This window comes from Nocardia sp. NPDC056100, assembly GCF_042266325.1.
GTDB lineage: Bacteria > Actinomycetota > Actinomycetes > Mycobacteriales > Mycobacteriaceae > Nocardia.
In genome coordinates, this window is sequence record NZ_JBHJVY010000007.1 from 428,046 (window position 1) to 450,379 (window position 22,334).

Consider the following 22,334-nt stretch of genomic DNA (forward strand, 5'->3'; position numbering starts at 1 on the left):
AGGTCAACCCGCTACGCACGGCAAGCGGCCGTACTCGTCAATACAGCAGCGGGCCCAATAGTTTCGCGTACTTACGAGCCGATCCGTCGTGTTCCAGCAGTGCCGCATACCGGCCGCTCGGTCCCGAAACACACAGTGCGCCTTCGGCGGTGCCGTGTTCGCTGTACACCGGATACGCCAGGCAGGCGATGCCCGGCACCAGTTCATTGACCGCGCTCGCATAGCCGGTCTCACGAATGACCCGCATCTCCTCCGCCAGCACCGCATGCTCCACATGGGTGTGCGTGGTGATCCGCGCCGGATCGGAAATCATTGCCCGCCACTGGGTCCGGGTCGAGAGCAGCAGTTTCCCGGCGGCCGAGGCATGCGGATGCCGGACCAGTTCGCGCTCCCCCGGCACCGGATGATCCGGATCCTCATTGGCGACCTGCACCGAATCGGTGCGGAAATGCATGAGGTGCACCGCGAATCGCGTCGTCGCGCGGAACTCGTCGAGACATCCGCGCGCCGCGGCGGGCACCACGGGGGTGTTCAGCGCCCCCGCCAGCCCGCGCAATCGCACACCGAGCCCGAAGCCGCGCAAATCCGCTGTGCGCACCAGGTATTCGTCCGCGACCAGCGCGTTGATCAGCCGATACGCCGTCGCCGGTGCCATATCGAGGCGATGCGCGATCTCCTTGGCGGTTACCCCGACCCCGCATTCGGCGACCACCTCGAGAATGGCCAGGGAATTGGAGACCGCGTTCGTGCGGCGCGAATCCTTCATCGTGTACTACCGGAACGTCGCGGTCTGGAGCAGATCGGTGCGCCGCGGCTCATCGTAGATACCGATGCCGCGCAATCGATCCGGCGCGAACACCCGCAACCAGGCGGTGTAGACCAGCGATGCGCCCAGTACGGCGGCATAGACGGTCAGCAGTTCGGCATTGTTGCTCTGATTCGAGAACGCGGCCGCCCCCACCAGCAAGGCCAGCAGCACCGCCGTCACCGCGCCCAGCACATTCAGCGCCCGGCTGGATTCATGGATCCGCCGGAGCAGCGCGGGCCCGGCCAGACAGGCGGGCAGATAACTGCCGAGATAACCGAGCGCGCTGAGCGTCAGGAACGATCGGATGCCGTCCTGCGGTTCGGTGCCCGCCAGCAGCGCACCGACCGCACAGCCGGTGATCACACCCATGGCCAGCACGATGGCGTGCGCGGGCGTATGGAACCGCCGGTGCGCCCGCCCCACCACCGCGGGCGCGATGCGCTCGCGCCCCATGGTGAACAGCACCCGTACCAGCGCATTGGTGGAGGCGATGGTGCAGGCGAAGAACGAGGCGGCGATACCCAGATCCACCACGGCCGCGAGCACCCGGGCGTCCTGCCGCAGCAGCAGATCCGTCACCGGTGTCTCGGTGCCCGCACTCAACGCCGAACCGCCGCCCAGCGCAATCGATTCCGCGACCACCGCCACCACGTAGATGGCCGCCGCCGCGACCGGCGTCCACACCAGCGTGCGCGGCACCGACCGGAACGGCCGATACGACTCCGAGGACAGCGTGGTCGCACTCTCGAATCCGACGAACGCGCTGATCGCCACCACCGCGCTCATGGCGAGATTGCCGGTGCCCGGACGCTCGGTGTACTCGTGCGGCAGCCCCGCACCGCCACCGCCCCGGGTGAGCAGATAGATCATGAGCGCCAGCACCACCGCCACCGAAACGCATTCGACCAGCAGCGTCGCCCCCGCCGAAACGCGAATGCCGCGCACCATGAGCAGCACCGCCACGGCCGCCGCGATCAGCAGCACCGCGACTATGGCCGCGGTGGAACCGAATCCGCTCAGCCCCGCGGTCTCGGCGAACTGTCCCGCATAGGTCCCGACCGCGATCAATCCCGCCACGCTCACGCTGCCGTATCCGACGATCGCGGACCAGCCGACCGGAATCGCCACGGTGGGCCCGAGTCCCTGCGCCACATACGTATAGAGCCCGCCGCTGACCGCGAGCCGCTGCGCCATCGGCCGGATCAGCAGCGCCACACAGGTCGCCAGCAGACCCGCCGCCACGAACGCCAGCACACTCGCGCCCCCGCCCACCGCGCTGATCACGAAAGGCGGTGTGACAGCTGCGGTTCCGGACGGCGCGATGGCCGCCACCGATTGCGCGAACACCGGCAGGAACGGAAGTTTGCGGCGAGTGAGCCCGCGCAGCGAGGAGCGCCGCACCACCAGTGGCGGACTCGGCGTCGGCGCGGGCATTCTGTATCCAACTCTCTACTGCTGTGACGTGAAGTCCCACAGCGTGCTCGATCCCGATGTCGGGCAGGTTAATTCCGGTTACGGCCATTTATCGCGGGGTGAGAGAATTCCCGCCCTAATTCTCTCGTTCCCGGTCACCGCGACACGATGCCCTCGTTACAGCCGCCTACTACGGTTCCGCAGCAACACCGAGTAGATCGAAATATCGAATGTCACTCCGGTGCCTGTCACGGATCAGGAAGGCGGAATCAGCTGTGGCCGAGAAAAGCCGCTCCAATCGCGATACGGAAGGGGACTTCCGGTGAAGCGGCGCACCGCAATGGGATTGGCGCTGAAAACGGCGGCGGCCATCGCGACGGCCGGTGGAGTGGCCCGTGCGATTCCCGCCACCGCCGCGCCAGCCGAGGCCGAATTGGCCTTCACCCCGGCCACCGAATTGGCCCGCCTGGTAGCGGCCGGGCAGATATCTGCGACCGAACTCGCCACCCTGTTCCTCGATCGAATCGATCGGCTGAATCCGGCGCTCAATGCCTTCACCACGGTGATGCGGCAGCAGGCGCTGGCCCAGGCCGCCGACCTCGACACCCGGCAGGCACGCGGTGAGCGACTCGGTCCGCTGCACGGCGTGCCGATCGTGGTGAAGGACGAGGACCACGTCGAAGGCATTGTCACCACCTACGGCGGCGGGGCGTTCTCGGTTCCGGCCGCCCGGGACAGCGCGGTCGTGGCCCGCCTGCGCGCGGCCGGTGCGGTGATCCTGGGCAAGACCACCATGCCCGAATTCGGGATCTGGGCGTTCACCGAATCCGATGCGCACGGCATCACCCGCAATCCGTGGGATCTATCCCGCTCCACGGCCGGATCCTCCGGTGGGACGGCGGCCGCGGTGGCAGCGGGTCTGGCCCCGCTCGGTGTGGGCGGTGACGGCGGCGGTTCGATCCGGCTGCCGTCCTCATGGTGCGGATTGTTCGGTCTCAAACCGCAATTGGGGCGGGTGAGCGCCGCGCCGAATCGGGAACTGTGGAACAACCTGGGCGTCATCGGCTGCCTGTCCCGATCGGTCGGGGATTCGGCGCTGTTCTACGACATCACCCAGGGCTCGACACCGGGCGTGGACATCTACAGTGCGGGCGCGCTGGACGGCACATTCAGCGCGGCCGCCGCGACCCCGCCCGGCCCGCTGCGCATCGCCATCTCCACGAAACCCGCCAGCCTCACCGCGACGGTGGATCCCGCTACCGCCGCCGCGCTGGAATCGCTCGGCCGACTGCTGGAATCGCTGGGCCATCACGTCTTTCACGGTGAACCCGCCTATCCGGATATCACCGCGGCCTTCGAGCCGATGTGGCTGGTCTCCCCCGCCGCCGAATCCCGCCGGGCCGATCGTCCGGAGCTGCTGGAGCTGCGCACCAAGGAATTGGCGCTCTACGCAATGGCTTTCGACAATCCGGTCGCGCTGGGCGCGGCGCGCGCCGCCACCGATGCGGTGATCGGCGCGGTCATGCCGTTCTTCCATACCGCCGATGTGCTGATCACTCCGACCACGCCCGGTCCGGCCTGGCCGGTCGGGCAGCTCACCGGAATGGATTTCCACGGTGCGGCACTCAAATCCCTTCCGGCGGCGAGCTGGACCAATATCTGGAATGTGTGCGGTAATCCGGCCGCCGCCATTCCCACCGGATTCTCCGGCGGCGGCCTGCCGCTATCGGCGCAATTGATCGGACCGCCGAACAGTGAATTGCGCTTGATATCGCTGGCCGCGCAGATAGAACAGGCCCGGCCTTGGTCCGGTACGCGGCCCCCGATCCACTGAATTCCCCAATAGCTCTGAAACCGGTTCGTAGAGAGATGAGTTCATGACCCAGCAAATACAGGCAGCGCCGGTAACCCCGGTCGCACCCGATGAAACAGCGAGCGGCGCTTCGGGTGTGCATCGCCTCAAGCCGAATGCCGTCGGATTGCTCGGCGTGGTCTTCATGGCCGTCGCCACCGCCGCCCCGATCACCGCCATGACCGGCAATGTGCCGTTCATGATCTCCTCCGGCACCGGGACCGGCACACCCGCCGGATTCCTGATCGCCATGGTGGTGCTGGCCATCTTCTCGGTGGGCTTCACCACCATGTCCAAGCACATCACCGCGACCGGCGCGTTCTACGGCTTCATCTCCTACGGTCTGGGCCGCACCGTCGGCCTGGCGTCGGGCCTGCTGGCGGCGTTCGCCTACATGGTGTTCGAACCGTCGCTGGTCGGCATTTTCGCCAGCTTCTGCACCAATACCGTTGGGGCGCAATTCGGTGTGCACGTGCCGTGGTGGGTGTTCGCGATCATCATGATCGGCGTCAATGCCATCGGCACCTGGTTCGGCATCGCGGTGGCGGAGAAGCTGCTGGTGGTCCTGCTCGGCACCGAGGTGCTGGTGCTCGCGGTCATGGCGATCGCGGTGGCCGTGCACGGCGGCGGTCCGGACGGCTTCTCGTTCGAACCGCTGAACCCGGTGAACGCCTTCGCCGGTCCGTCGGCGGGGCTCGGCCTGTTCTTCGCCTTCTGGTCCTGGGTCGGATTCGAATCGACCGCCATGTACGGCGAGGAATCCAAGAACCCCAAGAAGATCATCCCCAAGGCCACCATGATCGCGGTGCTCGGCGTGGGCGTGTTCTACGTGCTGGTGTCGTGGATGGCCATGTCCGGCAACGGTATCGAGGAATCGGCGAAGCTGGCCGGGTCGGACAGCCCGATGGATGTGTTCTTCAACCCCACCACCGCCTATGTCGGGCACTGGGCCGTCATCGCCATGCAGTGGCTCATGATGACCGGATCGCTGGCCTGCGGTATGGCCTTCCACAATTGCGCGGCCCGCTACCTGTACGCCCTGGGCCGCGAAGGCGTCATCCCGGCGCTACAGCGCACCATCGGCCGCACCCACCCAGGTCACGGCTCTCCGCATATCGCGGGTCTGGTGCAGACGGTGTTCGCGGCGCTGCTGGTGCTGGGCTTCGGGCTCGCGGGCAAGGATCCGTACTCGGGCACCTACACGCTGCTGGCCATCCTGGGCACCATGGCGATCCTGGTGGTGCAGTCCACCTGTTCGTTCGCGGTGCTGTGGTACTTCCGTAAGAACCATCCGGAGACCCGGCACTGGTTCCGCACCTTCGTGGCCCCGCTGACGGGCGGGCTGGCCATGCTCGCGGTGGTCGGCCTGCTGATCGTGAATATGGGTGTCGCGGCGGGCAGCGAATCGGGCTCCCTGGTGCTGCGAGCGACACCGTGGCTCGTCGGGGCCATCGTGGTGGGCGGCATCGGCGCGGCGCAGTACCTCAAGCGCCGTGATCCGGACCGCTACGCCCTGCTGGGCCGCACCGTCCTGGAGGAGACGCACGAACGCTGACCACGAAGCACGATGGGCATCCGCTATCCGGCGGATGCCCATCTTGTATTAGTTCAGGAAGCTCTCCAGGAACGCCGTGCGATCGAACATCGCCGCCGTATCGCGCGCCGAGGGACTTCCGGCATCGGGATCCGCACCCGCTCCGATCAGCGCCTTCAGAATCCCGCTCTCACCCTTGAAAACCGCTCCGGCCAAAGGTGTTTGGCCCGCGTCATTGGTCACATTGGGATCCGCGCCGTGCTCGAGCAGCGTGAGAACCGCCGCTTCGTTCCCGTAGTACGCGGCCAGCATCAGAATGCTGTCGCCATTCTCGTTGGTGAGGTTGACCGGAACTCCGGCGTCCAGGTACGCGCCCAATTTCTCGGCGTCACCCTGGCGTGCGAAGTCGAAGATCTGACCGGCCAACTCGAGGACCTTGTCGGCATCGGGGTCGTTCGCGCTCATTCGTCCAGTACTACCACCATGCGGTCGCACCCGCTGGCGGACCGGCGACGTAACGTCATCGGTATGACTGAACGTCTGGTGATCATCGGCGGGGACGCGGCCGGGATGTCGGCGGCCTCGCAGGCGCGGCGCATGAAATCGGCGGAAGAGCTGGAGATCATCGTCTTCGAGCGCGGCCATTTCACCTCCTTCTCCGCCTGTGGCATCCCGTACTGGGTGGGCGGGGATGTGACCGACCGCGATGAGCTCATCGCACGCACGCCCGAGGAGCATCGGGCCCGCGAGATCGATCTGCGCATGCGCGTCGAAGTCCTGGAGATCGATGTCCCCGGCCGCCGGGTGCGGGCGCGCGATCTCGAGGCCGGGACCGAAACCTGGGTCGACTACGACAAACTCGTCATCGCCACCGGAGCCACACCCATCCGCCCGCCCATTCCGGGCATCGACGCCCCCGGCGTGCACGGCGTGCAGACCCTGGACGACGGCCAGGCGCTCATCGAAACCCTCGAATCCACCGCGGGCCGCCGGGCCGTGGTGGTCGGCGCGGGCTATATCGGCGTGGAGATGGCCGAGGCCCTGATCAATCGCGGCTACGAGGTCACCATGATCAATCGTGGTCAGCAGCCCATGGCCACCCTGGATCCCGATATGGGCGCACTCATCCGGAAAGCCATGGACGACATGGGTATTCGCGTGCTCTGCGATGCCGAACTCACCGAAGTGCTGCTCGATGCCGACGGCCGCGTCCGCGCCGTCACCACCGCCGATGCCGAATTCCCCGCCGACGTGGTGGTGCTCGGCATCGGCGTGCGCCCGGCCACCGAATTGGCCCGTGCCGCAGGGCTTCCGCTCGGCCTGCACGACGGCCTGCTCACCGATCTGTCCATGCGGGTGCGCGGCCACGAGAACATCTGGGCGGGCGGCGACTGCGTGGAGGTGCTGGATCTGGTCTCGGGCACCGAACGCCATATCGCCCTGGGCACGCACGCCAATAAGCACGGCCAGATCATCGGCGCGAATATCGGCGGCGGCTACGCCACCTTCCCTGGCGTCGTCGGCACCGCCGTCAGCAAGGTCTGCGACCTCGAAGTCGCCCGAACGGGCCTGCGCGAGAAGGACGCCCACGCCGCGGGCCTGCAATTCCTGACCGTCACCATCGAATCCACCAGCCGCTCCGGCTACTTCCCCGGCACCGCCCCCATGACCGTCAAAATGCTCGCCGAACGCCGCACCGGCCGCCTGCTCGGCGTCCAACTCGTCGGCCGCGAAGGCGCCGCCAAACGCATCGACATCGCCGCGGTCGCCCTCACCGCCCGCATGACCGTCGACCAGATGATCGCCCTCGACCTCGGCTACGCACCCCCCTTCTCCCCCGTCTGGGACCCCATCCTGGTCGCCGCCCGCAAGGCCGCCATCACCGTGGAACGCAACCGCTGAGGCGATTCCGCGGCCGCCACAGCCGCGTGCGCGAGGTGTTACGCACCCGTGTTTCCGGGAATAGCTCGGCGAAGGAGATTGTCGGGCATTGTTAGGGGAGCGGGGTCCGGGCAGCGATCTCCGACAGCTGTCGGCGAGCCCCCCGGAGGAGTTTTGCGCGTGAAATGGCGATGGGCACAGGGCGGCGGGGAACCACCGGCGGAACCCGCCGGCAAAGCGGCGGAGCCGCCACGCACACCGGTGAAACCCAGGGGGCCTTCGGCTTTCGAACTCGCCGTACGGGCAGCCGAGACCGAACCCGAGTACGAGGCGCGCACCGGACTGATACTGACGGCGGTACGGGAACTACTCGGACGCGATGACGACGCCGAGCTGGCCCGCGACCGGACGAACGTGCAGACACGACTGGTCGAGGCCGCGCGCACCGCACCGGATACCGCGCTGCGACTGCTCTGCGACGTCGCCGATCGCTGCGGTATCGATCCGGCCGCCGGGCGTCAGGTGATCGAGGTGTGGACCGCGCGGCCGGTCGCGGCGGAATTCGCCCGAACCTGGTTCGCGGTCAACGGATTACTGCAAGACAATGCCGAACTCGGTGCGTGGCTGGCGAATTCGGTGCGCGCCGGGGTGCAGGAGGTATCCGACGAGTTCCGAGAACTGGCGCGGGAACATCTGACCGGCCTGCTGGACAAGCACTTCGAACGATACGAGTTCACCGGCGGGACCACACCGCTGTGGCAGGTGCTGTACGCCCTGGGCCCCGCCAGCCGATCCGACTGGTTCTCCCGCCTTGGCGATCTGGCGGCATCGCGCGGCGAACAGCGCGAGGCCGCCCGGCGCTATGAACTCGCCGAACGGTTCGGCGGCAGCCGGACCGGCCGAATCCGGCAGTCGCGGTAGCGATTCGGTGCGGACGGCCCGCCGACGAGGTGACGGGCCGTCCACCCCCTCAACGCCGCAGAACCCTGCGGGCCAGCCAGTTCCCGAAGAACTGGATGCCTTGCACCCCCGCGATGATGATCAGCGTGGCCACCAGGGTGACCTGCCAATCGAAGCGCTGATAGCCGTAGACCAGGGCGAAATCACCCAGGCCGCCGCCACCCACGGTGCCCGCCATGGCCGACATATCGACCACCGCGATGACCACGAAGGTATAGCCGAGTACCAAGGGGCCCAGCGCTTCCGGGATCAGCAGGGTGGTGATGATGCGCAGCGGACCGGCCCCCATGGAGCGGGCCGCCTCGATCACGCCGGGATCGACGGTCACCAGATTCTGCTCGACGATTCGCGCGATGCCGAACGAGGCCGCCACGATCATGACGAAGGCCGCCGCATCGGTGCCGATGGTGGTGCCGACCACCTCCAGCGTCACCGGGCCCAATGCCGCAAGCAGAATGATGAACGGAATCGGCCGCACCACGTTCACCAGGAAATTCAGCACCAGATTGATCGGCGCGTTCGCCAGCAGACCGCCCTTGCGCGTGGTGTACAGCAGCGTCCCCAGCGCCAATCCGATCAGCCCGCCCACCACGAAGGTGAGCAGCACCAGGTAGATCGTGGTGCCGATGGCCTCGGTCAGCACGGGCCGCAGCTTGTCCCAATCGGTGTGCACCGCAGCGTAATTCATATCCGCGTGTACGGTCGCGTAGCTCATGCCGACCTCCGATCATCCGCCACGAGCGCAGCCGCGTCCGGCTTATCGGTGATCCGCGCACCCGGCCCGGCCGAGTGGGCGGTATCGCGTTCCAGCTCGCGCGCCACCTGGTCCACGGCCTCGGGTGTGCCATCCAGTGCCAGCGTGAGGCTGCCGAAGGTCTTGTCCTGCAACGTGCTCACGCCGCCGTACACGATCTCGAAGGTGACGCCCGCCTTGGCGGCGGTGGCCAGGGCCGCGCCGATACCGCGTTCATCGGCGATGTCGACGGTGACCAATCGGCCCGGATGCTTCTCGCCGAGGCGTTGCAGCTCTTCGGGATTGGGCCGATTGTGCAGCACCGTCTCCACGAAGGACCGGGTGGGCGTGGCCTGCGGGGCGGCGAAAACATCGAAAGTGTTCGCCAGCTCCACGATTCGGCCCTCTGCCAGGACCGCCACCCGGTCGGCGACGGCGCGGATGACATCCATTTCATGGGTGATCACCACGATCGTCACGCCCAGTTCGCGATTCACCTTCTTCAACAGGCGCAGCACCTCACCGGTGGTCTCCGGATCCAGCGCCGAAGTCGCCTCATCGGCCAGCAGTAGTGCGGGCGAGGTGGCCAGTGCGCGGGCGATGCCGACGCGCTGCTTCTGCCCGCCCGAGAGCTGATCGGGATAACTGCGTGCTTTATCGGTGAGCCCCACGAATTCCAGCAGCTCCGCCACCCGCGCCTTGCGCCGCGCGCGTGGCCAGCCCGCCACCTTCAAGGGGTACTCGATATTGCCCGCGGCAGTGCGTGATCGGAACAGATTGAACTGCTGGAACACCATGCCGATATCGCGCCGCAACTGCCGCACCCGGGATTCGGGCACCCCGGTGATCGGATCCCCCGAGATGAGCACGGTCCCGCTACTCGGCTGCTCCAGGGCGTTGATGAGCCGCACCAGCGTGCTCTTGCCCGCACCGGAGTAGCCGATCACCCCGAAGATCTCCCCGCGCTCGATGCGCAGATCGATCTCGCTCAAGGCGGTGTGCGACTGCTTGCCAGCCTTGAACACCTTGGTGACCGAACGGAATTCGACAGCGGCGCTCTCGGTTGCGTTGCCGCTCACTTCTTCTCGCGGATGGTCTGCTGCACCCGCGCCAGAATCTGCTCCAGCTCCGGCCCGCTGCGCTTGACCTCGACCGCGGTCCCCTTGGAGGTCTTGGCGACCGCCGCCTGCACCTCGGGCCCGTGCCAGATCTCCACCAGCTTCAGATAGGTGGGATTGGTCTTGTCCGCACTGCGCGTGACGAACGCGTTGATGTACGGCTCCGCGCCGGGATTCTTCGGATCATCCTTGTACAGCGCCGAATTCGGGTCGATGCCGGACTTCTCCAGGAAGGTGTTGTTCACGACCGAACCGTCCACCGAGGCCAGCGACAGCGCGGTCTGGGTGGCGTCGACCGCGGTCACCTTCACCTTGGACGCACCCTTGTCGACATCGGCCGGGGTCGGCTGCTTGACGTCACCGGACAGCTTCAGCAGTCCGGCGGCCTGCAAGACGAACAGCGCCCGCGCCTGATTGGTCGGATCGTTCGGAATGGCGATCTCACCGCCCTGCGGGATATCGGCCAGGCTCTTGTGCTTCTTGGAGTACAGGCCGAGCGGCACGATCTGGGTCGCGCCGATCGGCGTCAGATCATCGTTGTTGGCGACGTTGTACTGCCCGAGGAACTGCAGGTGCTGGAACAGATTCACATCCACCTGCTTCTGCGACAACGCGGCGTTCGGCTGCGAATAGTCGGAGTAGTGGGTGATCTTGAGCGTGATCCCCTGCGCCTTCGCCTGCTCTTCGAACACATCCCACTGCGGATCGGTCTCGGTGGTGCCGATGCGCACCACATTGCCCGCCGCGTCATCGTTCTTACCGCACGCCGTCGCGGTGAGGGTCAGCCCCGCGACTGCCGCAACCAGGACCGGGATCGCCAGTACCCGTTGGAATTTCACTCGTGCTCCCACATGTCGTCGAAAATCGAACCTGGTAAGCCAACCTTTCCGGCAACCCTCGAGCAATGATTGCGATCGGGGCGATCGAAACACTCCCGGACCCGCGATGCGATCGCCTAGCTTGTCCAAAATGCGAAAATTGCGCCGTCTCCTGGTGATTCCGCTGTTGCTGAGCCTGGCCCTGAGTGCGGCCTGTGGCCGGGAACACGACGAGAGTGTGGTGCGCATCGGTGTGAACGATCTCGCACAGCCGCACTGGGACGTGTTCAAGAAGAAGGCGTCCGCCGCGGGCATCACCGTCGAATTCGTGAACTTCTCCGATTACAACCAGCCCAATCCCGCACTGTCACAGGGACGGGTCGACCTCAACAAGTTCCAGCACATCCGGTATCTGGCCAACTACAACGCCCGCAATAACGACACCCTGATCCCGCTGGGCGCGACCGAGATCTACCCGCTGACGCTGTACTCGAAGAAGCACAGGAATGTGTCCGAGGTCCCGCAGGGCGGCGAGATCACCCTGAGCAACAATCCCGCGAATCAGGTGCGGCCGCTATTGAGCCTGGCCGCCGCCGGATTGATCGTGCTGAAGAACGGCGCGAGCTGGGATTCCAAGATCGAGGACGTCGACAAGGCCGCCTCCAAGGTGCGGCTCACCACCATCGATCCGACGCTGACCGCGCAATCGCTGGAGAGCGTCGACGCGGCCTTCGTGGACGACACCTTCGCCCAGCCCGCCGGGCTGACCCAGCAGCAGGTCATCTACACCGACGACCCCAATCGGCCCGATCTGACCCAGTACATCAATATCTTCGCCGCCCGGGCCGCCGATAAGGACAACCCGAAGCTGCTCCAGCTGACCAAGCTCTATCACGATCCCGAGGTGGAGGCCGCGATCAAGGCCGAAACCGGCTATCAGGGCATCTTCAAGAACAATCCGCCCGCCGAATTGCAGACCGCGGCAACCGAACTCGAAGCCAAGTTCAAGAAGTGATCAGCCGCGACGGCTGCGGGCGTTCTTCGCCCGGGCGGCGGCGAGAATGGTGATGACCATGACGGTCATCATCTGCAAGGTGTTCCAGTCCACCGGCTCCGGGGCCGGTGGGGCCGCCAGCACCACCGGACGCGGAGGTATGACTACCGGAATCACCGGCGGTGCGGGCGGCACCGCCGCGATCTCGACGGGCGGTACCACCGGAGCCGCCACGGGCTCGACCACGGCGGGCGGTGTGATCGCCGAGGGAATGAGCAGCGGGATGCCGGGAATCTCGGGCGCGACCGGCAGCAGGAGCAGACAGGTGAGTGCGGCGCTACCGAGCGCCGCACTGCCGACCATGACACTGCCCGCACCCGAGGAGCCCGGTCCCACCAGACCACTGGATCCGGGAACGAAGCCCGGACCGATCAACCCGGAGCCGAATCCGCTGCCGGTGAGCAGGCCGAGACCCAGTACGGCACTGCCGAATACGGCGCTGCCGGCGCAGGCGGTGAGCACGCTGCCGGACTCCAGTCCCAGCGTCTCACCGAGTGTGCTCGGAGCGGCCACCTGCCCGCGAAACGCATCCGAGGCCGAACCGGACCCGGGTAGCGCGATGGCCGCGGCGGCCGGATCGGCGGCGCTGCCGCTGCCCGCGCTGCCGGTGGCCGAACTGCCGGTGCTCAGATAACCACCGCCCGCGACCGGGTTCACCCCCAGTGAACTACCGGATTTCGCGCCGTCCCTACCGGAGCTGCTCCCCGAGGCCGCACCGCCGTTCGCGGAGCTGCTGCCGGACGCGCCCAGCCCGATACCGGAATTGCTGCCGGAATCGCTGCTCCCCGAACCCACTCCGAGCGAACTGCCGGTGGGCCCGTCGATGGGAGCCGCGCCGCCGCCGGAACCCGCACTGCCGGAGATGATCTCACCGATCGACGGCAGCCCCGGATCTGCGACGGCCGCGGCGGGATGTACCGCCAGGAACGCCGCCGCGATCGGAGCTGCCGCGAATCTGCCTGCGCCGCCGCGCTTTCCCTTATTCATGACTACCTACTCTTCAGCGCGGCAGAATGCTCGAGGAGCCGCCGGAGACGATGTGCTCATACCTGGACAGCGCCAGTTCGAAAGCGTCCTTGGACACCATGTTTCCGCCCGCGAAGGGCCGATCCAGTTGGTAGACCGCGAGAATCACCGCACCGATCACCACGCCGAACAGGCCGGTCATGATGGTGCTGCGCCGGGTGACGACCACACCGGAGAACACCGTGCCGAGCAGCAGCATCCCGGTGCCGAACCACAGCGCCACGTAGAGGAAGGTGGGCAGCCGGTAGGCGGCGTCCATACCGCGGTCGTAGCGCGCGTCGGAGACCGCGTCGAGCGCCGAATCCGCTTTGTCCTGAATGTCCTTGACGTTCGGATCCGCCGTGGACAGCCCGGACACCGCCGCCCGCAATTCATCGAGGGTGTTCTGAGTGTCCTGGCTGAGCTTGGCGTCCTTGCTCATCACCGACCACTCCGACCCGACCACCTGCTCGGTGTAATCGCGCACCAGACCCTGAATCTGCGTGCGATCCTGCATCGGCAGATCATTGGCCGCCTCGTACACCGAGACCAGCGCCTTCGCCTCGGACACGGTATGCGCGTGCGAATTGTCGTACTGCTGCCACAGAATCACGACGATGAAGGCCACGATGGCCGCGAAGAACATATTCACCAGATCCAGCACCATGGTGCTGGAAGCTTCGTCATCACTGTGCCGCCAAGTATCCGGGCGCAATCGATCACCGACCAGGAAGACGGCTACGGCGACCACCGCGAACAGGACGAGCACACCCAACTGCAATGCCATACTCGGCTCCGCCTCCCAGGCACGGGCAATATCGAACACGAGATATTCGAGGCCACTGGGCGGTCGGATTGTGACGCAAGCAATCCGTTATAGAAGACCGCAGGTAACGATCCCCCGGTCAGCACGGGATCGGTCAGCCGAGGGTGAAGACCCCGGCGGCAATCGCGACGGCGAATTCCAGTGCGGCTCCGAGCACATCGCCGTTGAGTCCGCCGAATCTGCGCACGCAGTGCCGCACCAACAGGACCGCCAGCCCGAGTGCGGCAATCACCCCCAGCGGCCCGATCCACCACTGATTTCCCGCGAATAGCGCTGCCGCCAGCGCGATTGCGGCCCAGAGCGCGCTGACAAGCGCTCCTTGAGTCCCCGCGACCAGCGCCCCGAACCCCGCTCCCGGTGCGGCCTCGATCCCCCGTCGGCAAGCGAGCACCACGGCGACCCGCCCCACCGCGACCGCCACCACGATCCCCGCCCATCGCCCGGCATCAGCCAAGGCGGCGAACGAAACGGCCTGGATCCCAATCACAAACACCAGCGCGGCCACCCCGAACGGCCCCGCCCCACCACTCTTCATGATCTCGCGCGCACGCTCCGGCGGCCCGTAACTCCCGAGCCCGTCCATAGTGTCGGCGAGCCCGTCGATATGCATCCCCCGCGTAATCAGCGCCAGCCCCGCCACCGCCACGAATCCGGCCAGCAGCCACGACGCCCCTGCCGAGCCGAGCCCCCACATCAGGCCAGCTGCGCCAAGGCCCAGCAGCGTTCCCACCACGGGTGCCCATCCAATGGCCCGACCAGCCGCGCTTCGATCCACGTCATCCGGTCCGCGCACGGGCAACACCGTCAACCACGAAAGCGCGAGTCGCACACCATTCATGAGCGCCGGGCCTCGGCGCTAACAGCACGCGACCGCCCACCCAGGACAAGCTGCCACTGCCGGACACATCCGAATGCGGCTGATTCTCGCCGCATGAGCTCACCCGCTCGTGGGCGGGTGGATTTCGTCTGTGGTCGCGGAGCGAATGTTGTTCCCGCGGCGGACACTTTCGCAAGCGCCCGAGCGGGTTTCATCGTCGCGGCTTTACGCACCGGCGGATTCGGTTGCGGCGTCGGCGGTGCTGACCCCGGCCTGGGCGAAGGTCGCCATTTCGGCGAGGGTGGCCACGGCGGCGCGCAGGACCGGGAGGGCGGTCACCGCGCCCGAGCCTTCGCCGAGGCGCATATTCATTTCGACCAGCGGTTCGAGCTGGAGGCGCTCGAGGGCGACGGTGTGCGAGGGCTCGCTGGAGCGGTGGCCCGCCACCCACCATTCCTTCGCGCCGAGTGCCAATTGGTTGGCGACGAGAGCGGCGGCGGTCACCACCACGCCGTCGAGGATCACCGGGGTACGGCGGGCGGCCGCGCGGGCGAGGAAGCCCGCCATGGCGGCGAGGTCAGCGCCACCCGCGGTGCGCAGCAGGGCAACCGGATCCTTGACGACCGGGCGGGCACGCCACATGGCATCGCGAATGGCGGCGGTTTTGCGGATCCAGCCCGCGTCGTCGACGCCGGTACCGCGGCCCACAGCGACGACCGGTTCGGTGTCGGTGATGGTGGCGATCAATACGGTGGCGGGGGTGGTGTTGCCGATCCCCATATCGCCCGCGATGAGAAGGTCTGCGCCGGAATCGATTTCCTCATCGGCGATGGCGGCGCCGGCGGCGAGCGCGGCCTGCACCTCGGCCTCGGTCAGCGCGTCCTCGCGGTCGATCGAGCCGCTGGACTTGCGTACCTTGTGCCGCGAAATCTCCGGCGCGGTATCGCCCTGCACCGCAATGTCTTCCACCCGCACGGTGGCATCGGCCAAGCGCGCGAGCACATTGACCGCCGCCCCGCCCGCCTGGAAATTGGCGACCATCTGCGCGGTCACTTCACTGGGGTAAGCCGAAACCCCATGCGCCGCAACACCGTGATCGCCCGCGAACACTACGACCCGGGCACGCTCGAACTGCTTGGGCGGGCACACACCCTGGCAAGCCGAGACCCAGTTCCCCAGCTCTTCCAACCGTCCCAGCGCCCCAGCCGGTTTGGTCAGCTCCAGCTGCCGCTCCTTCGCCGCGACCAGGAAATCGCCATCCGGCCCGGGCACCGGACCGAACGAAATCCGCACGGGCTTGGTGAGTTTCAACCCTCCATCGGCGCTCGGGTCCGACTGCGCGGCAGCCTGATCCGAGGCAGCGGCCGCTGCCACGGCACTCGACACCACAACGGTCTCAGCGGTGGAAACCGTAACCGTCTCGGCGGCCGAAGTCGCGTGGGTCTCGGCGGCGGAAGCCACGGCTGTCCCGGTGGCAGAGCCCGCTGACCCGGTGGCGGAACTCGCGACACCGGCGCTGGGGTCCGTCGCGGCCGAGTCCGGCTGTGCGGCATGCTGTCCCGCGGTTCCCGCCGCGGTCGCGAGCACGGCGGCGACCTGCGCGTTGGCGGTCGCGGTCGCCTGGGCGTCCGCGGTCGCGGCCGCATCGGTGAGCGCCGCGGCGGAGGCGAAGGCACGATCGGGCTTGATGCGCAGCGGCTGACCCGCCACCACGAGGTAGATCTCATCGCAGAGCTGAGCCAGGCGCTGATTCAGCGCACCGAGCTCATCGCGGAAGAGACGGCCGGAGTGGGTGGCGGGGATGACGCCCAGGCCCACCTCGGGGCTCACGATGACGAGTCGTTCGGAGTATTCGGCGACCGCCGCCACCAGCGCGTCGACATCGGGCGCAATGGTCCCGCGCGGGGATTCCCACGCGCCACGCGCATCGATGCGGGCCGTCAGCCAGGTGCCGAGATCGTCGATGAGCGTCGACGGGACGGGCTGGGCCAACGCGTCGACCGGATCGCCCTCCACGACGGTCCAGTTGCCGGGCCGCCGAACCCGGTGTGCCGCAATCCGTTCGGCGAAATCCGCATCCTCGGGATCCGGGACCGCGGTGGCGATGTACCGCACCGCCTCGGAGACGACCAACTGTTCCGCGAAAGCCGACTTACCGGACCGGGCTCCACCGAGCACCAGCGTCCGTAGCGGTCGATCGGTTGACTGAGCACTGTGCGACACGTCAGCACGGTATCAACACCCCGCGCTCCCCAGCCGATGAGGCACGACTCGAGCGCGGAAACGATGCGGTGGCATGACGCGGCAGGTCCGGACACCCGCGCACGATCAAGCGGTGCGCACGCCTCCGAAGCGACGGCGATATTCGGCGGGCGCGATCCCGACCTGCCGCTGGAAGTGATGCCGCAGCAGCGCCCCCGATCCGAACCCGCACCGATTCGCCAGACTCTCCAAATCCAAGTCGGTGTCTTCCAGCAGTTGCTTGGCGAGCAGAATTCGCTGCCCGGTCAGCCATTTCACCGGCGTGGTCCCGGTCTCGGCCGCGAACTTGCGCGCGAAGGTGCGCGTGGACGTATTCGACCGCGCGGACAGCGATTCCACCGTATGCGGCAGCTCCAGGTTCTCGCCCATCCAGTGCAGCGTCTCGCTGAGACTGTCCGAACTGCAATCCACCACGGGCCGCTCGATGAACTGCCGCTGCCCGCCGTCGCGCTGCGGCGGCACCACCATGCGCCGGGCGATGGCATTGGCGACCGAACTGCCGAGCTCACGCCGCACCAGATGCAGGCACGCGTCGATCCCGGCGGCCGTGCCCGCACTGGTGATCAGATTGCCCTCGTCCACGAACAGCACATCCGGATCGACGGTGGCCTGCGGATACATCCGCGCGAGTTGTTCGACATACCGCCAGTGCGTGGTGCATTTGCGCCCGTCCAGCAGTCCGGCCGCGCCCGCGAGGAAGGCCCCGGAGCAGACGGTCAGCACGGTGGCCCCGCGCTCGGACGCGTCCCGGACCGCGTCCACCACCCGCGGGTCCATGTCATGTTCCGCCGAGTACGGGAACGCCGGAATCGCCACCAGATCCGCGTCCCGCAATTCCTCCAGCCCGTACTGCGGCGTCACCGCGATACCGGGCGAACTGGAGCCGAGCGGCTTACCGGGTTCGACGCCGCAGACCCGGAAGTCGAACAGCGGCAGCCCGTCCGAGGTCCGGTCCAGCCCGAAAACCTCACAGACGACGCCGAATTCGAACATGGCGAGGCGTTCGTTGAGTACGACGGCGACCTTCGAGAGCATGTTCCCATCCTAACTGGCGGGATATTTGCGAACTATGTCAGAACTGCCACTGTTGGCAGTAACTGCATTAGAGAAAACTTACTGCCATGCAAGCCCTTACCGCAATCACCGCAGCCGGAACCGCGATGAGCGCCCTCGGCTACCTGACCTACGCCGCCATGGCCTGGGACAGCACCGAATCCACCGATGAGAACGAGGCATGCGCATGACCACCATCAGCCACTTCCACGCCCTGCACACCGCCACCGAGACCGAGACCGAACCCAAGGCGAAGGCCATGTTCAGCCGACTCTTCACCCTGTTCGCCGCCGCCGGCCGCGCCGTACCGTTCCATCGCGAATCCGATTGGGGCCACAGCGGATCCACCGGCGTCATCGACCGCGATCACGATCGCGCCGCCCTCGAACTGCACGCCATCTCGAGCATGCGCGAGCACGGCTGATGAGCTGGCTGTCCCTGGCGCTCGTCGGCCCGGCCCCGCGACAGTGGGGCACGCACGCCACGGCCGTGCACTTCGGCGACGAACACCCGTACCAGCCGCCCGAACCACCGTGTCATCACGACACCGACCCCGACAATGACTGAGGGCCGCCGAATCATTCGGCGGCCCTCGTCGTTTCGCGAGAATCTAGATGCTGTCCCCCGCGCTGACCCGCGGCTTCGGCGCACGCATGCGGCGAATCTGCGAGGCGCGCACGAACGAGTACCAGCCCAGCGAGAAGCTCGACTCGGTGGCATCCGGGAAGCGCTCGCGCACCCGGCGATTCACGATGCGGCCGAGGATGATGCCCTCGATGATCATGAAGACCATCATCACCAGCATGGCCAGCGTCACGATCGCCTGCAGTGCGGGCGAGAGGATCATGCTCAGGATCAGCACGAGTGCAAGGGGCATGAACAAGCCGAGCAGATTGCGCCGCGCATCCACGATGTCGCGCACGTAACCCTTCACCGGACCCTTGTCGCGCGGCAGCAGGTACTGCTCCTCACCGGCGAGCATGCGCGCCCGGCGATCCTGCACCGACGCCTTGCGCTCGGCCGAGGCGACCTTGCGATCCGCACGGGAACCACGTAGCTCCTTGCGGCGCGCACGCGCTTCCTTCGAGGTGGCAGGCGCGGGCGCGACCGGCCCGCGACGCCGGGATTCGGCCTCGCGGCGCTTGGGGGTGGGCCGCCCTTTACCAGGGGTGGACGGGCGCTCCGCGACCGTCGCCGCACCACCGGCATCGACGACAGGGGTGTCGGAGGTGGGAGTGGATTCGCCACGGCGCAGGAACTTCACGGCGACCAGGCTATTCGATGGCATGCCCGCCGGAAAAACCTGGTCCGCCCGTTTTGCGCGCGCGGCCGCTCAATCCCTGCAACTGCTGGCAGAATGACCGCCGCGTAGGATTGGGAATAGTCGCCCGCGAAGTGGCGTTGACAGGCGTTGAGCCGTGCCCCTTCTCACGGGTTGAAAACAGGTCCTTTAGGAGAGTTCATGACTGTGCAGAACGAGACCACCACTCATGGTGCGACTCTGACGGACGCCGCTGCCGCCAAGGCGAAGGCGCTGCTCGATCAGGAGGGCCGCGATGACCTCGCGCTGCGCATCGCCGTACAGCCCGGTGGCTGTGCCGGCCTGCGCTACCAGCTCTTCTTCGACGATCGCAGCCTCGACGGCGATCTGGTCGTCGAATTCGGCGGCGTCAAGCTGGCCGTCGACCGCATGAGCGCCCCCTACATCCAGGGCGCCTCGATCGACTTCGTCGACACCATCGAGAAGCAGGGCTTCACCATCGACAACCCGAATGCCACGGGCTCCTGCGCCTGCGGCGACAGCTTCAACTGATATAGCTCGACCAGCGCGGAACCCCCTTCCCGGAGGTTCCGCGCTGTTGTGTGCTCAGGGTTAACCCGCCCGCAAGTTGGAGTTTCCTGTCTCGGACAGGGTATTTTCATAAGTGCGGACCCATCGGTTCGCTCCCCCCGGCCCCGCGTCTGCCTCGTCTCGAATAGGTGTGCGCAGCGCACGTCACCGAAGGATCGACGCCCGTGACCATCGCCGTGTCCGCATCAATCGCGACCGACCACCTCATGCGCTTTCCGGGGAAATTCTCCGATGCGCTGCTGGCCGACCAACTCCAGCACGTATCCCTGAGCTTCCTCGTCGACGACCTGGTCATCCGCCGCGGCGGCGTGGCGGGCAATATCGCCTACGCCATGGGCCTGCTCGGCCGCACCCCGCTGCTGGTCGGCGCGGTCGGACCGGACTTCTCCGATTACCGCCAGTGGCTCGAGACCAGCGGTGTGGACTGCTCCGCCGTGCGCATCTCCACCGAGGCGCACACCGCGCGTTTCGTCTGCACCACCGATGAGACCATGGCGCAGATCGCGTCCTTCTATCCCGGCGCGATGAGCGAAGCCCGCCAAATCTCCATCGGCGAACTGGCTTCGGGCCGCGAGCTGGAACTGGTCCTGGTCGGCGCGAACGATCCCGACGCCATGGTGCTGCACACCGAACAGGCGCGCGCCGCGGGCATTCCGTTCGCCGCCGACCCGTCGCAGCAGCTCGCCCGCCTCGACGGCGAACAGGCCCTGTCCCTCATCGACGGCGCGGCCTACCTGTTCACCAATGAATACGAGTGGGGCCTGCTGCTGCAGAAGACCGGCCTCACCGAAGCCGAAATCGGTGAGCGCGTTGGCATCCGGGTCACCACCCTCGGTTCCAAGGGCGCCAAGATCGTCGACCGCGACGGCACCGAACTCCACGTCGACGTGGTCCCCGACAACGCCAAGGTCGACCCCACCGGCGTCGGCGACGGCTTCCGCGCGGGCTTCCTCACCGGCCACTCTTCCGGCCTGTCCCTGGAGCGCTCGGCCCAATTGGGTTCCCTCATCGCCGTTCTCATCCTCGAGACCGTCGGCACCCAGGAATGGACCCTCGACAAGGACGTCGCCCTCAAGCGCCTCCGCGAGGCCTACGGCCCCGACGCCGCATCCGAAATCGAAGCGATTCTTCGCTGACACCTGCTGGACTTGTTTGTACCGCACGCTGATCTCACGATCGGCGTGCGGTTTCTTCTGTGCTGACGCCTGACCCGGTCGTCGGCTCTTGTTCGTTGTTGGACAGTTTTCGAAGGACCTGATGATGGTGGTACGGGTCGGCACTGTGGTGAAGATCGGAATTGTGGATCTGATCTCGTCACGGCCGGACAGCATGACGCGGCGGGTGTTCGCCGAGGCGGTACGCGGAGCGAGCGGACGACTCGGCTGGGCGATACCGGATTTGCCGTTTGCCGACCCTACGCCCGTGGAATGGGCGGAAACCGCTGTCAATCAAGATGATTCGCTCGGCGGGATCGAGTTGAGCTGTTTCGGGATCGACCCGCTCGGGTCGCCGGATGCGGTTGATTGGGCGGCGCTCGCGGCGATGGATGGGCTGATCATCAGTGGGAGTGAGCCGACCGCTTCGGATATCGCCGATGAGCCGTGTCTGGCGATCATCGATCGGCTGATGCGTGAGTGCGCGGGGAGTTCGCTGCTGTTCTCTTGCCAGTCCGCGCATGCCGCGCTGTATCTGCTGCATGGGGTGCGGCGGCATCGGCTCGCGCGGCGGCAGCACGGGGTGTTCGATCATCGCGTGCATACGTCGGGGCTGCTCGATCTGGAGATGGGTACGGGCACAGCGTATTCCGGGCCCGAGGCGGTGCTGACCGACGGGCTTGCCACGCCGGTGCGGGTGCCGCATTCGCGGTGGAATGTCATGGCTTCGGCGGATCTGCGCGCCGCCGGGCTCACCGTGCTGCTCGATTCCGAAGAGGCGGAGTGGCAGCTCGCCATCGGGCCCGCGGGGTTGCGGCAGGTGTTCATCCAGGGGCATCCGGAGTATCTGCCGGACACCATGGCGCGTGAGTACCGGCGGGATCTACGCCGGTGGATCGCGGATCCTTCACTGCCGTTCCCGCAGATTCCGGTCGACTATTTCCCCGCCGAAGCGCACGAGCAGATCGTCGCGCTCACCGAACTCGTCCGGATCAGTCGCGATCCGGCGGTGCTCGACGATCTCGTCCTCCCCGAGGATCACACCCGGGTGGCGCACGACTGGTCCACGTACTCGCGCGTGTTCTTCGCCAATTGGCTGGCGGCCGTGCGGGATCGGCGCGGGATCGCGACGGAGTCGGCCTTCGGCATGACATCCTCCGATCCGGAAGCACTGTCCGCGTAATCGCGCGCGGA

Annotated in this window: 23 protein-coding genes; 11 read left to right on the plus strand and 12 right to left on the minus strand. The window is 66.9% G+C overall.

Annotated elements, in window-relative coordinates; genetic code table 11:
- Positions 1–37 precede the first annotated feature (37 nt).
- Both ACFC0O_RS43590 and ACFC0O_RS43595 read right to left on the minus strand, forming a co-directional pair.
- On the minus strand, positions 38–766 hold the full coding sequence (locus ACFC0O_RS43590; protein WP_375968178.1) for an IclR family transcriptional regulator: 729 nt from the start codon (positions 764–766) through the stop codon (positions 38–40).
- A 6-nt stretch (positions 767–772) separates the two neighbouring features.
- A complete protein-coding gene (locus ACFC0O_RS43595) occupies positions 773–2,242 on the minus strand; it encodes an APC family permease (RefSeq protein ID WP_375968179.1) in 1,470 nt (489 codons plus the stop codon).
- A gap of 301 nt (positions 2,243–2,543) precedes the next feature.
- On the opposite strand from ACFC0O_RS43595, the gene ACFC0O_RS43600 reads away from it, so the two are divergent.
- Together ACFC0O_RS43600 and ACFC0O_RS43605 are read left to right on the plus strand one after the other, a co-directional pair.
- Positions 2,544–4,055, plus strand: coding sequence for an amidase (locus ACFC0O_RS43600; RefSeq protein ID WP_375968180.1), 1,512 nt, complete (start codon positions 2,544–2,546; stop codon positions 4,053–4,055).
- Positions 4,056–4,098: 43 nt separating this feature from the next.
- Positions 4,099–5,628 carry an APC family permease gene (locus ACFC0O_RS43605; RefSeq protein WP_375968181.1) on the plus strand — a complete coding sequence of 510 codons (1,530 nt, stop codon included), beginning with the start codon at positions 4,099–4,101 and terminating at the stop codon, positions 5,626–5,628.
- A gap of 48 nt (positions 5,629–5,676) precedes the next feature.
- On the opposite strand, the gene ACFC0O_RS43610 is transcribed toward ACFC0O_RS43605, so the two are convergent.
- The gene (locus tag ACFC0O_RS43610) at positions 5,677–6,072 is read right to left on the minus strand and encodes an ankyrin repeat domain-containing protein (protein WP_364644007.1); all 396 of its coding nucleotides are present in this window, start codon (positions 6,070–6,072) and stop codon (positions 5,677–5,679) included.
- A 63-nt stretch (positions 6,073–6,135) separates the two neighbouring features.
- On the opposite strand from ACFC0O_RS43610, the gene ACFC0O_RS43615 reads away from it, so the two are divergent.
- Entirely contained in the window at positions 6,136–7,509 is a 1,374-nt protein-coding gene (locus tag ACFC0O_RS43615) for an FAD-dependent oxidoreductase (protein ID WP_375968182.1), read from the plus strand.
- A 159-nt stretch (positions 7,510–7,668) separates the two neighbouring features.
- Entirely contained in the window at positions 7,669–8,409 is a 741-nt protein-coding gene (locus tag ACFC0O_RS43620) for a hypothetical protein (RefSeq protein WP_375968183.1), read from the plus strand.
- A gap of 49 nt (positions 8,410–8,458) precedes the next feature.
- Here ACFC0O_RS43620 and ACFC0O_RS43625 read toward each other — a convergent pair whose 3' ends face one another.
- The 3 genes from ACFC0O_RS43625 to ACFC0O_RS43635 are packed head-to-tail and all read right to left on the minus strand — an operon-like array spanning position 8,459 to position 11,138.
- Complete coding sequence (locus ACFC0O_RS43625; RefSeq protein ID WP_375968251.1) at positions 8,459–9,136, minus strand: methionine ABC transporter permease; 678 nt, start codon at positions 9,134–9,136, stop codon at positions 8,459–8,461.
- Between the two features lie 23 nt (positions 9,137–9,159).
- Positions 9,160–10,260, minus strand: a complete 1,101-nt coding sequence (locus ACFC0O_RS43630; RefSeq protein ID WP_375968184.1) for a methionine ABC transporter ATP-binding protein — start codon at positions 10,258–10,260, stop codon at positions 9,160–9,162.
- Entirely contained in the window at positions 10,257–11,138 is an 882-nt protein-coding gene (locus tag ACFC0O_RS43635) for a MetQ/NlpA family ABC transporter substrate-binding protein (protein ID WP_375968185.1), read from the minus strand. The genes ACFC0O_RS43630 and ACFC0O_RS43635 overlap by 4 nt, the downstream gene beginning before the upstream one ends.
- Positions 11,139–11,268: 130 nt before the next feature.
- Between ACFC0O_RS43635 and ACFC0O_RS43640 the strand changes: the two genes are divergently transcribed.
- Positions 11,269–12,132: a MetQ/NlpA family ABC transporter substrate-binding protein gene (locus ACFC0O_RS43640; RefSeq protein WP_375968186.1), complete on the plus strand. Its 864-nt coding sequence runs from the start codon at positions 11,269–11,271 to the stop codon at positions 12,130–12,132.
- Here the strand turns inward: ACFC0O_RS43640 and ACFC0O_RS43645 are convergent, their stop codons facing one another.
- From ACFC0O_RS43645 to ACFC0O_RS43665, 5 genes are all read right to left on the minus strand, one after another.
- Positions 12,133–13,158, minus strand: coding sequence for a hypothetical protein (locus tag ACFC0O_RS43645; RefSeq protein ID WP_375968187.1), 1,026 nt, complete (start codon positions 13,156–13,158; stop codon positions 12,133–12,135). It abuts the gene before it with no gap.
- Positions 13,159–13,171: 13 nt separating this feature from the next.
- The gene (locus ACFC0O_RS43650; protein ID WP_375968188.1) at positions 13,172–13,963 is read right to left on the minus strand and encodes a DUF4239 domain-containing protein; all 792 of its coding nucleotides are present in this window, start codon (positions 13,961–13,963) and stop codon (positions 13,172–13,174) included.
- A gap of 133 nt (positions 13,964–14,096) precedes the next feature.
- Positions 14,097–14,840 (minus strand): adenosylcobinamide-GDP ribazoletransferase, encoded by a 744-nt coding sequence (locus tag ACFC0O_RS43655; protein ID WP_375968189.1) that lies wholly within the window; start codon positions 14,838–14,840, stop codon positions 14,097–14,099.
- Positions 14,841–15,044: 204 nt separating this feature from the next.
- On the minus strand, positions 15,045–17,042 hold the full coding sequence (gene cobT / locus ACFC0O_RS43660) for a nicotinate-nucleotide--dimethylbenzimidazole phosphoribosyltransferase (protein ID WP_375968190.1): 1,998 nt from the start codon (positions 17,040–17,042) through the stop codon (positions 15,045–15,047).
- A gap of 105 nt (positions 17,043–17,147) precedes the next feature.
- On the minus strand, positions 17,148–18,116 hold the full coding sequence (locus tag ACFC0O_RS43665) for a helix-turn-helix domain-containing protein (RefSeq protein WP_375968191.1): 969 nt from the start codon (positions 18,114–18,116) through the stop codon (positions 17,148–17,150).
- An 86-nt stretch (positions 18,117–18,202) separates the two neighbouring features.
- Here ACFC0O_RS43665 and ACFC0O_RS43670 point away from each other — a divergent pair, with 86 nt between their 5' ends.
- From ACFC0O_RS43670 to ACFC0O_RS43680, 3 genes are read left to right on the plus strand one after another with little or no spacing between them, the layout of a single operon-like run.
- Positions 18,203–18,325: a hypothetical protein gene (locus tag ACFC0O_RS43670; RefSeq protein WP_364644037.1), complete on the plus strand. Its 123-nt coding sequence runs from the start codon at positions 18,203–18,205 to the stop codon at positions 18,323–18,325.
- On the plus strand, positions 18,322–18,558 hold the full coding sequence (locus ACFC0O_RS43675) for a hypothetical protein (protein ID WP_375968192.1): 237 nt from the start codon (positions 18,322–18,324) through the stop codon (positions 18,556–18,558). The genes ACFC0O_RS43670 and ACFC0O_RS43675 overlap by 4 nt, the downstream gene beginning before the upstream one ends.
- Positions 18,558–18,701 carry a hypothetical protein gene (locus ACFC0O_RS43680; RefSeq protein WP_375968193.1) on the plus strand — a complete coding sequence of 48 codons (144 nt, stop codon included), beginning with the start codon at positions 18,558–18,560 and terminating at the stop codon, positions 18,699–18,701. Before ACFC0O_RS43675 ends, ACFC0O_RS43680 begins: the two co-directional genes overlap by 1 nt.
- Positions 18,702–18,744: 43 nt before the next feature.
- Here ACFC0O_RS43680 and ACFC0O_RS43685 read toward each other — a convergent pair whose 3' ends face one another.
- Positions 18,745–19,422: a DUF3043 domain-containing protein gene (locus ACFC0O_RS43685; RefSeq protein ID WP_375968194.1), complete on the minus strand. Its 678-nt coding sequence runs from the start codon at positions 19,420–19,422 to the stop codon at positions 18,745–18,747.
- 174 nt (positions 19,423–19,596) lie between these two features.
- On the opposite strand from ACFC0O_RS43685, the gene ACFC0O_RS43690 reads away from it, so the two are divergent.
- From ACFC0O_RS43690 to ACFC0O_RS43700, 3 genes are all read left to right on the plus strand, one after another.
- Entirely contained in the window at positions 19,597–19,947 is a 351-nt protein-coding gene (locus ACFC0O_RS43690) for an iron-sulfur cluster assembly accessory protein (RefSeq protein WP_067565240.1), read from the plus strand.
- A 203-nt stretch (positions 19,948–20,150) separates the two neighbouring features.
- Entirely contained in the window at positions 20,151–21,122 is a 972-nt protein-coding gene (locus ACFC0O_RS43695; protein WP_375968195.1) for a carbohydrate kinase family protein, read from the plus strand.
- 124 nt (positions 21,123–21,246) lie between these two features.
- Positions 21,247–22,323, plus strand: coding sequence for a homoserine O-succinyltransferase (locus ACFC0O_RS43700; RefSeq protein WP_375968196.1), 1,077 nt, complete (start codon positions 21,247–21,249; stop codon positions 22,321–22,323).
- Positions 22,324–22,334: the final 11 nt, after the last annotated feature.

What these genes read in the sequence shown, in the direction of transcription:
- ACFC0O_RS43590 (WP_375968178.1), bottom strand. Translation starts at nt 766, where the DNA reads ATGAAGGATTCGCGCCGCACGAACGCGGTCTCCAATTCCCTGGCCATT.
- ACFC0O_RS43595 (WP_375968179.1), bottom strand. Translation starts at nt 2,242, where the DNA reads ATGCCCGCGCCGACGCCGAGTCCGCCACTGGTGGTGCGGCGCTCCTCG.
- ACFC0O_RS43605 (WP_375968181.1), top strand. Translation starts at nt 4,099, where the DNA reads ATGACCCAGCAAATACAGGCAGCGCCGGTAACCCCGGTCGCACCCGAT.
- ACFC0O_RS43610 (WP_364644007.1), bottom strand. Translation starts at nt 6,072, where the DNA reads ATGAGCGCGAACGACCCCGATGCCGACAAGGTCCTCGAGTTGGCCGGT.
- ACFC0O_RS43615 (WP_375968182.1), top strand. Translation starts at nt 6,136, where the DNA reads ATGACTGAACGTCTGGTGATCATCGGCGGGGACGCGGCCGGGATGTCG.
- ACFC0O_RS43625 (WP_375968251.1), bottom strand. Translation starts at nt 9,136, where the DNA reads ATGAATTACGCTGCGGTGCACACCGATTGGGACAAGCTGCGGCCCGTG.
- ACFC0O_RS43640 (WP_375968186.1), top strand. Translation starts at nt 11,269, where the DNA reads ATGCGAAAATTGCGCCGTCTCCTGGTGATTCCGCTGTTGCTGAGCCTG.
- ACFC0O_RS43645 (WP_375968187.1), bottom strand. Translation starts at nt 13,158, where the DNA reads ATGAATAAGGGAAAGCGCGGCGGCGCAGGCAGATTCGCGGCAGCTCCG.
- ACFC0O_RS43650 (WP_375968188.1), bottom strand. Translation starts at nt 13,963, where the DNA reads ATGGCATTGCAGTTGGGTGTGCTCGTCCTGTTCGCGGTGGTCGCCGTA.
- ACFC0O_RS43655 (WP_375968189.1), bottom strand. Translation starts at nt 14,840, where the DNA reads ATGAATGGTGTGCGACTCGCGCTTTCGTGGTTGACGGTGTTGCCCGTG.
- ACFC0O_RS43665 (WP_375968191.1), bottom strand. Translation starts at nt 18,116, where the DNA reads ATGCTCTCGAAGGTCGCCGTCGTACTCAACGAACGCCTCGCCATGTTC.
- ACFC0O_RS43670 (WP_364644037.1), top strand. Translation starts at nt 18,203, where the DNA reads ATGCAAGCCCTTACCGCAATCACCGCAGCCGGAACCGCGATGAGCGCC.
- ACFC0O_RS43675 (WP_375968192.1), top strand. Translation starts at nt 18,322, where the DNA reads ATGACCACCATCAGCCACTTCCACGCCCTGCACACCGCCACCGAGACC.
- ACFC0O_RS43680 (WP_375968193.1), top strand. Translation starts at nt 18,558, where the DNA reads ATGAGCTGGCTGTCCCTGGCGCTCGTCGGCCCGGCCCCGCGACAGTGG.
- ACFC0O_RS43685 (WP_375968194.1), bottom strand. Translation starts at nt 19,422, where the DNA reads ATGCCATCGAATAGCCTGGTCGCCGTGAAGTTCCTGCGCCGTGGCGAA.
- ACFC0O_RS43690 (WP_067565240.1), top strand. Translation starts at nt 19,597, where the DNA reads ATGACTGTGCAGAACGAGACCACCACTCATGGTGCGACTCTGACGGAC.
- ACFC0O_RS43700 (WP_375968196.1), top strand. Translation starts at nt 21,247, where the DNA reads ATGGTGGTACGGGTCGGCACTGTGGTGAAGATCGGAATTGTGGATCTG.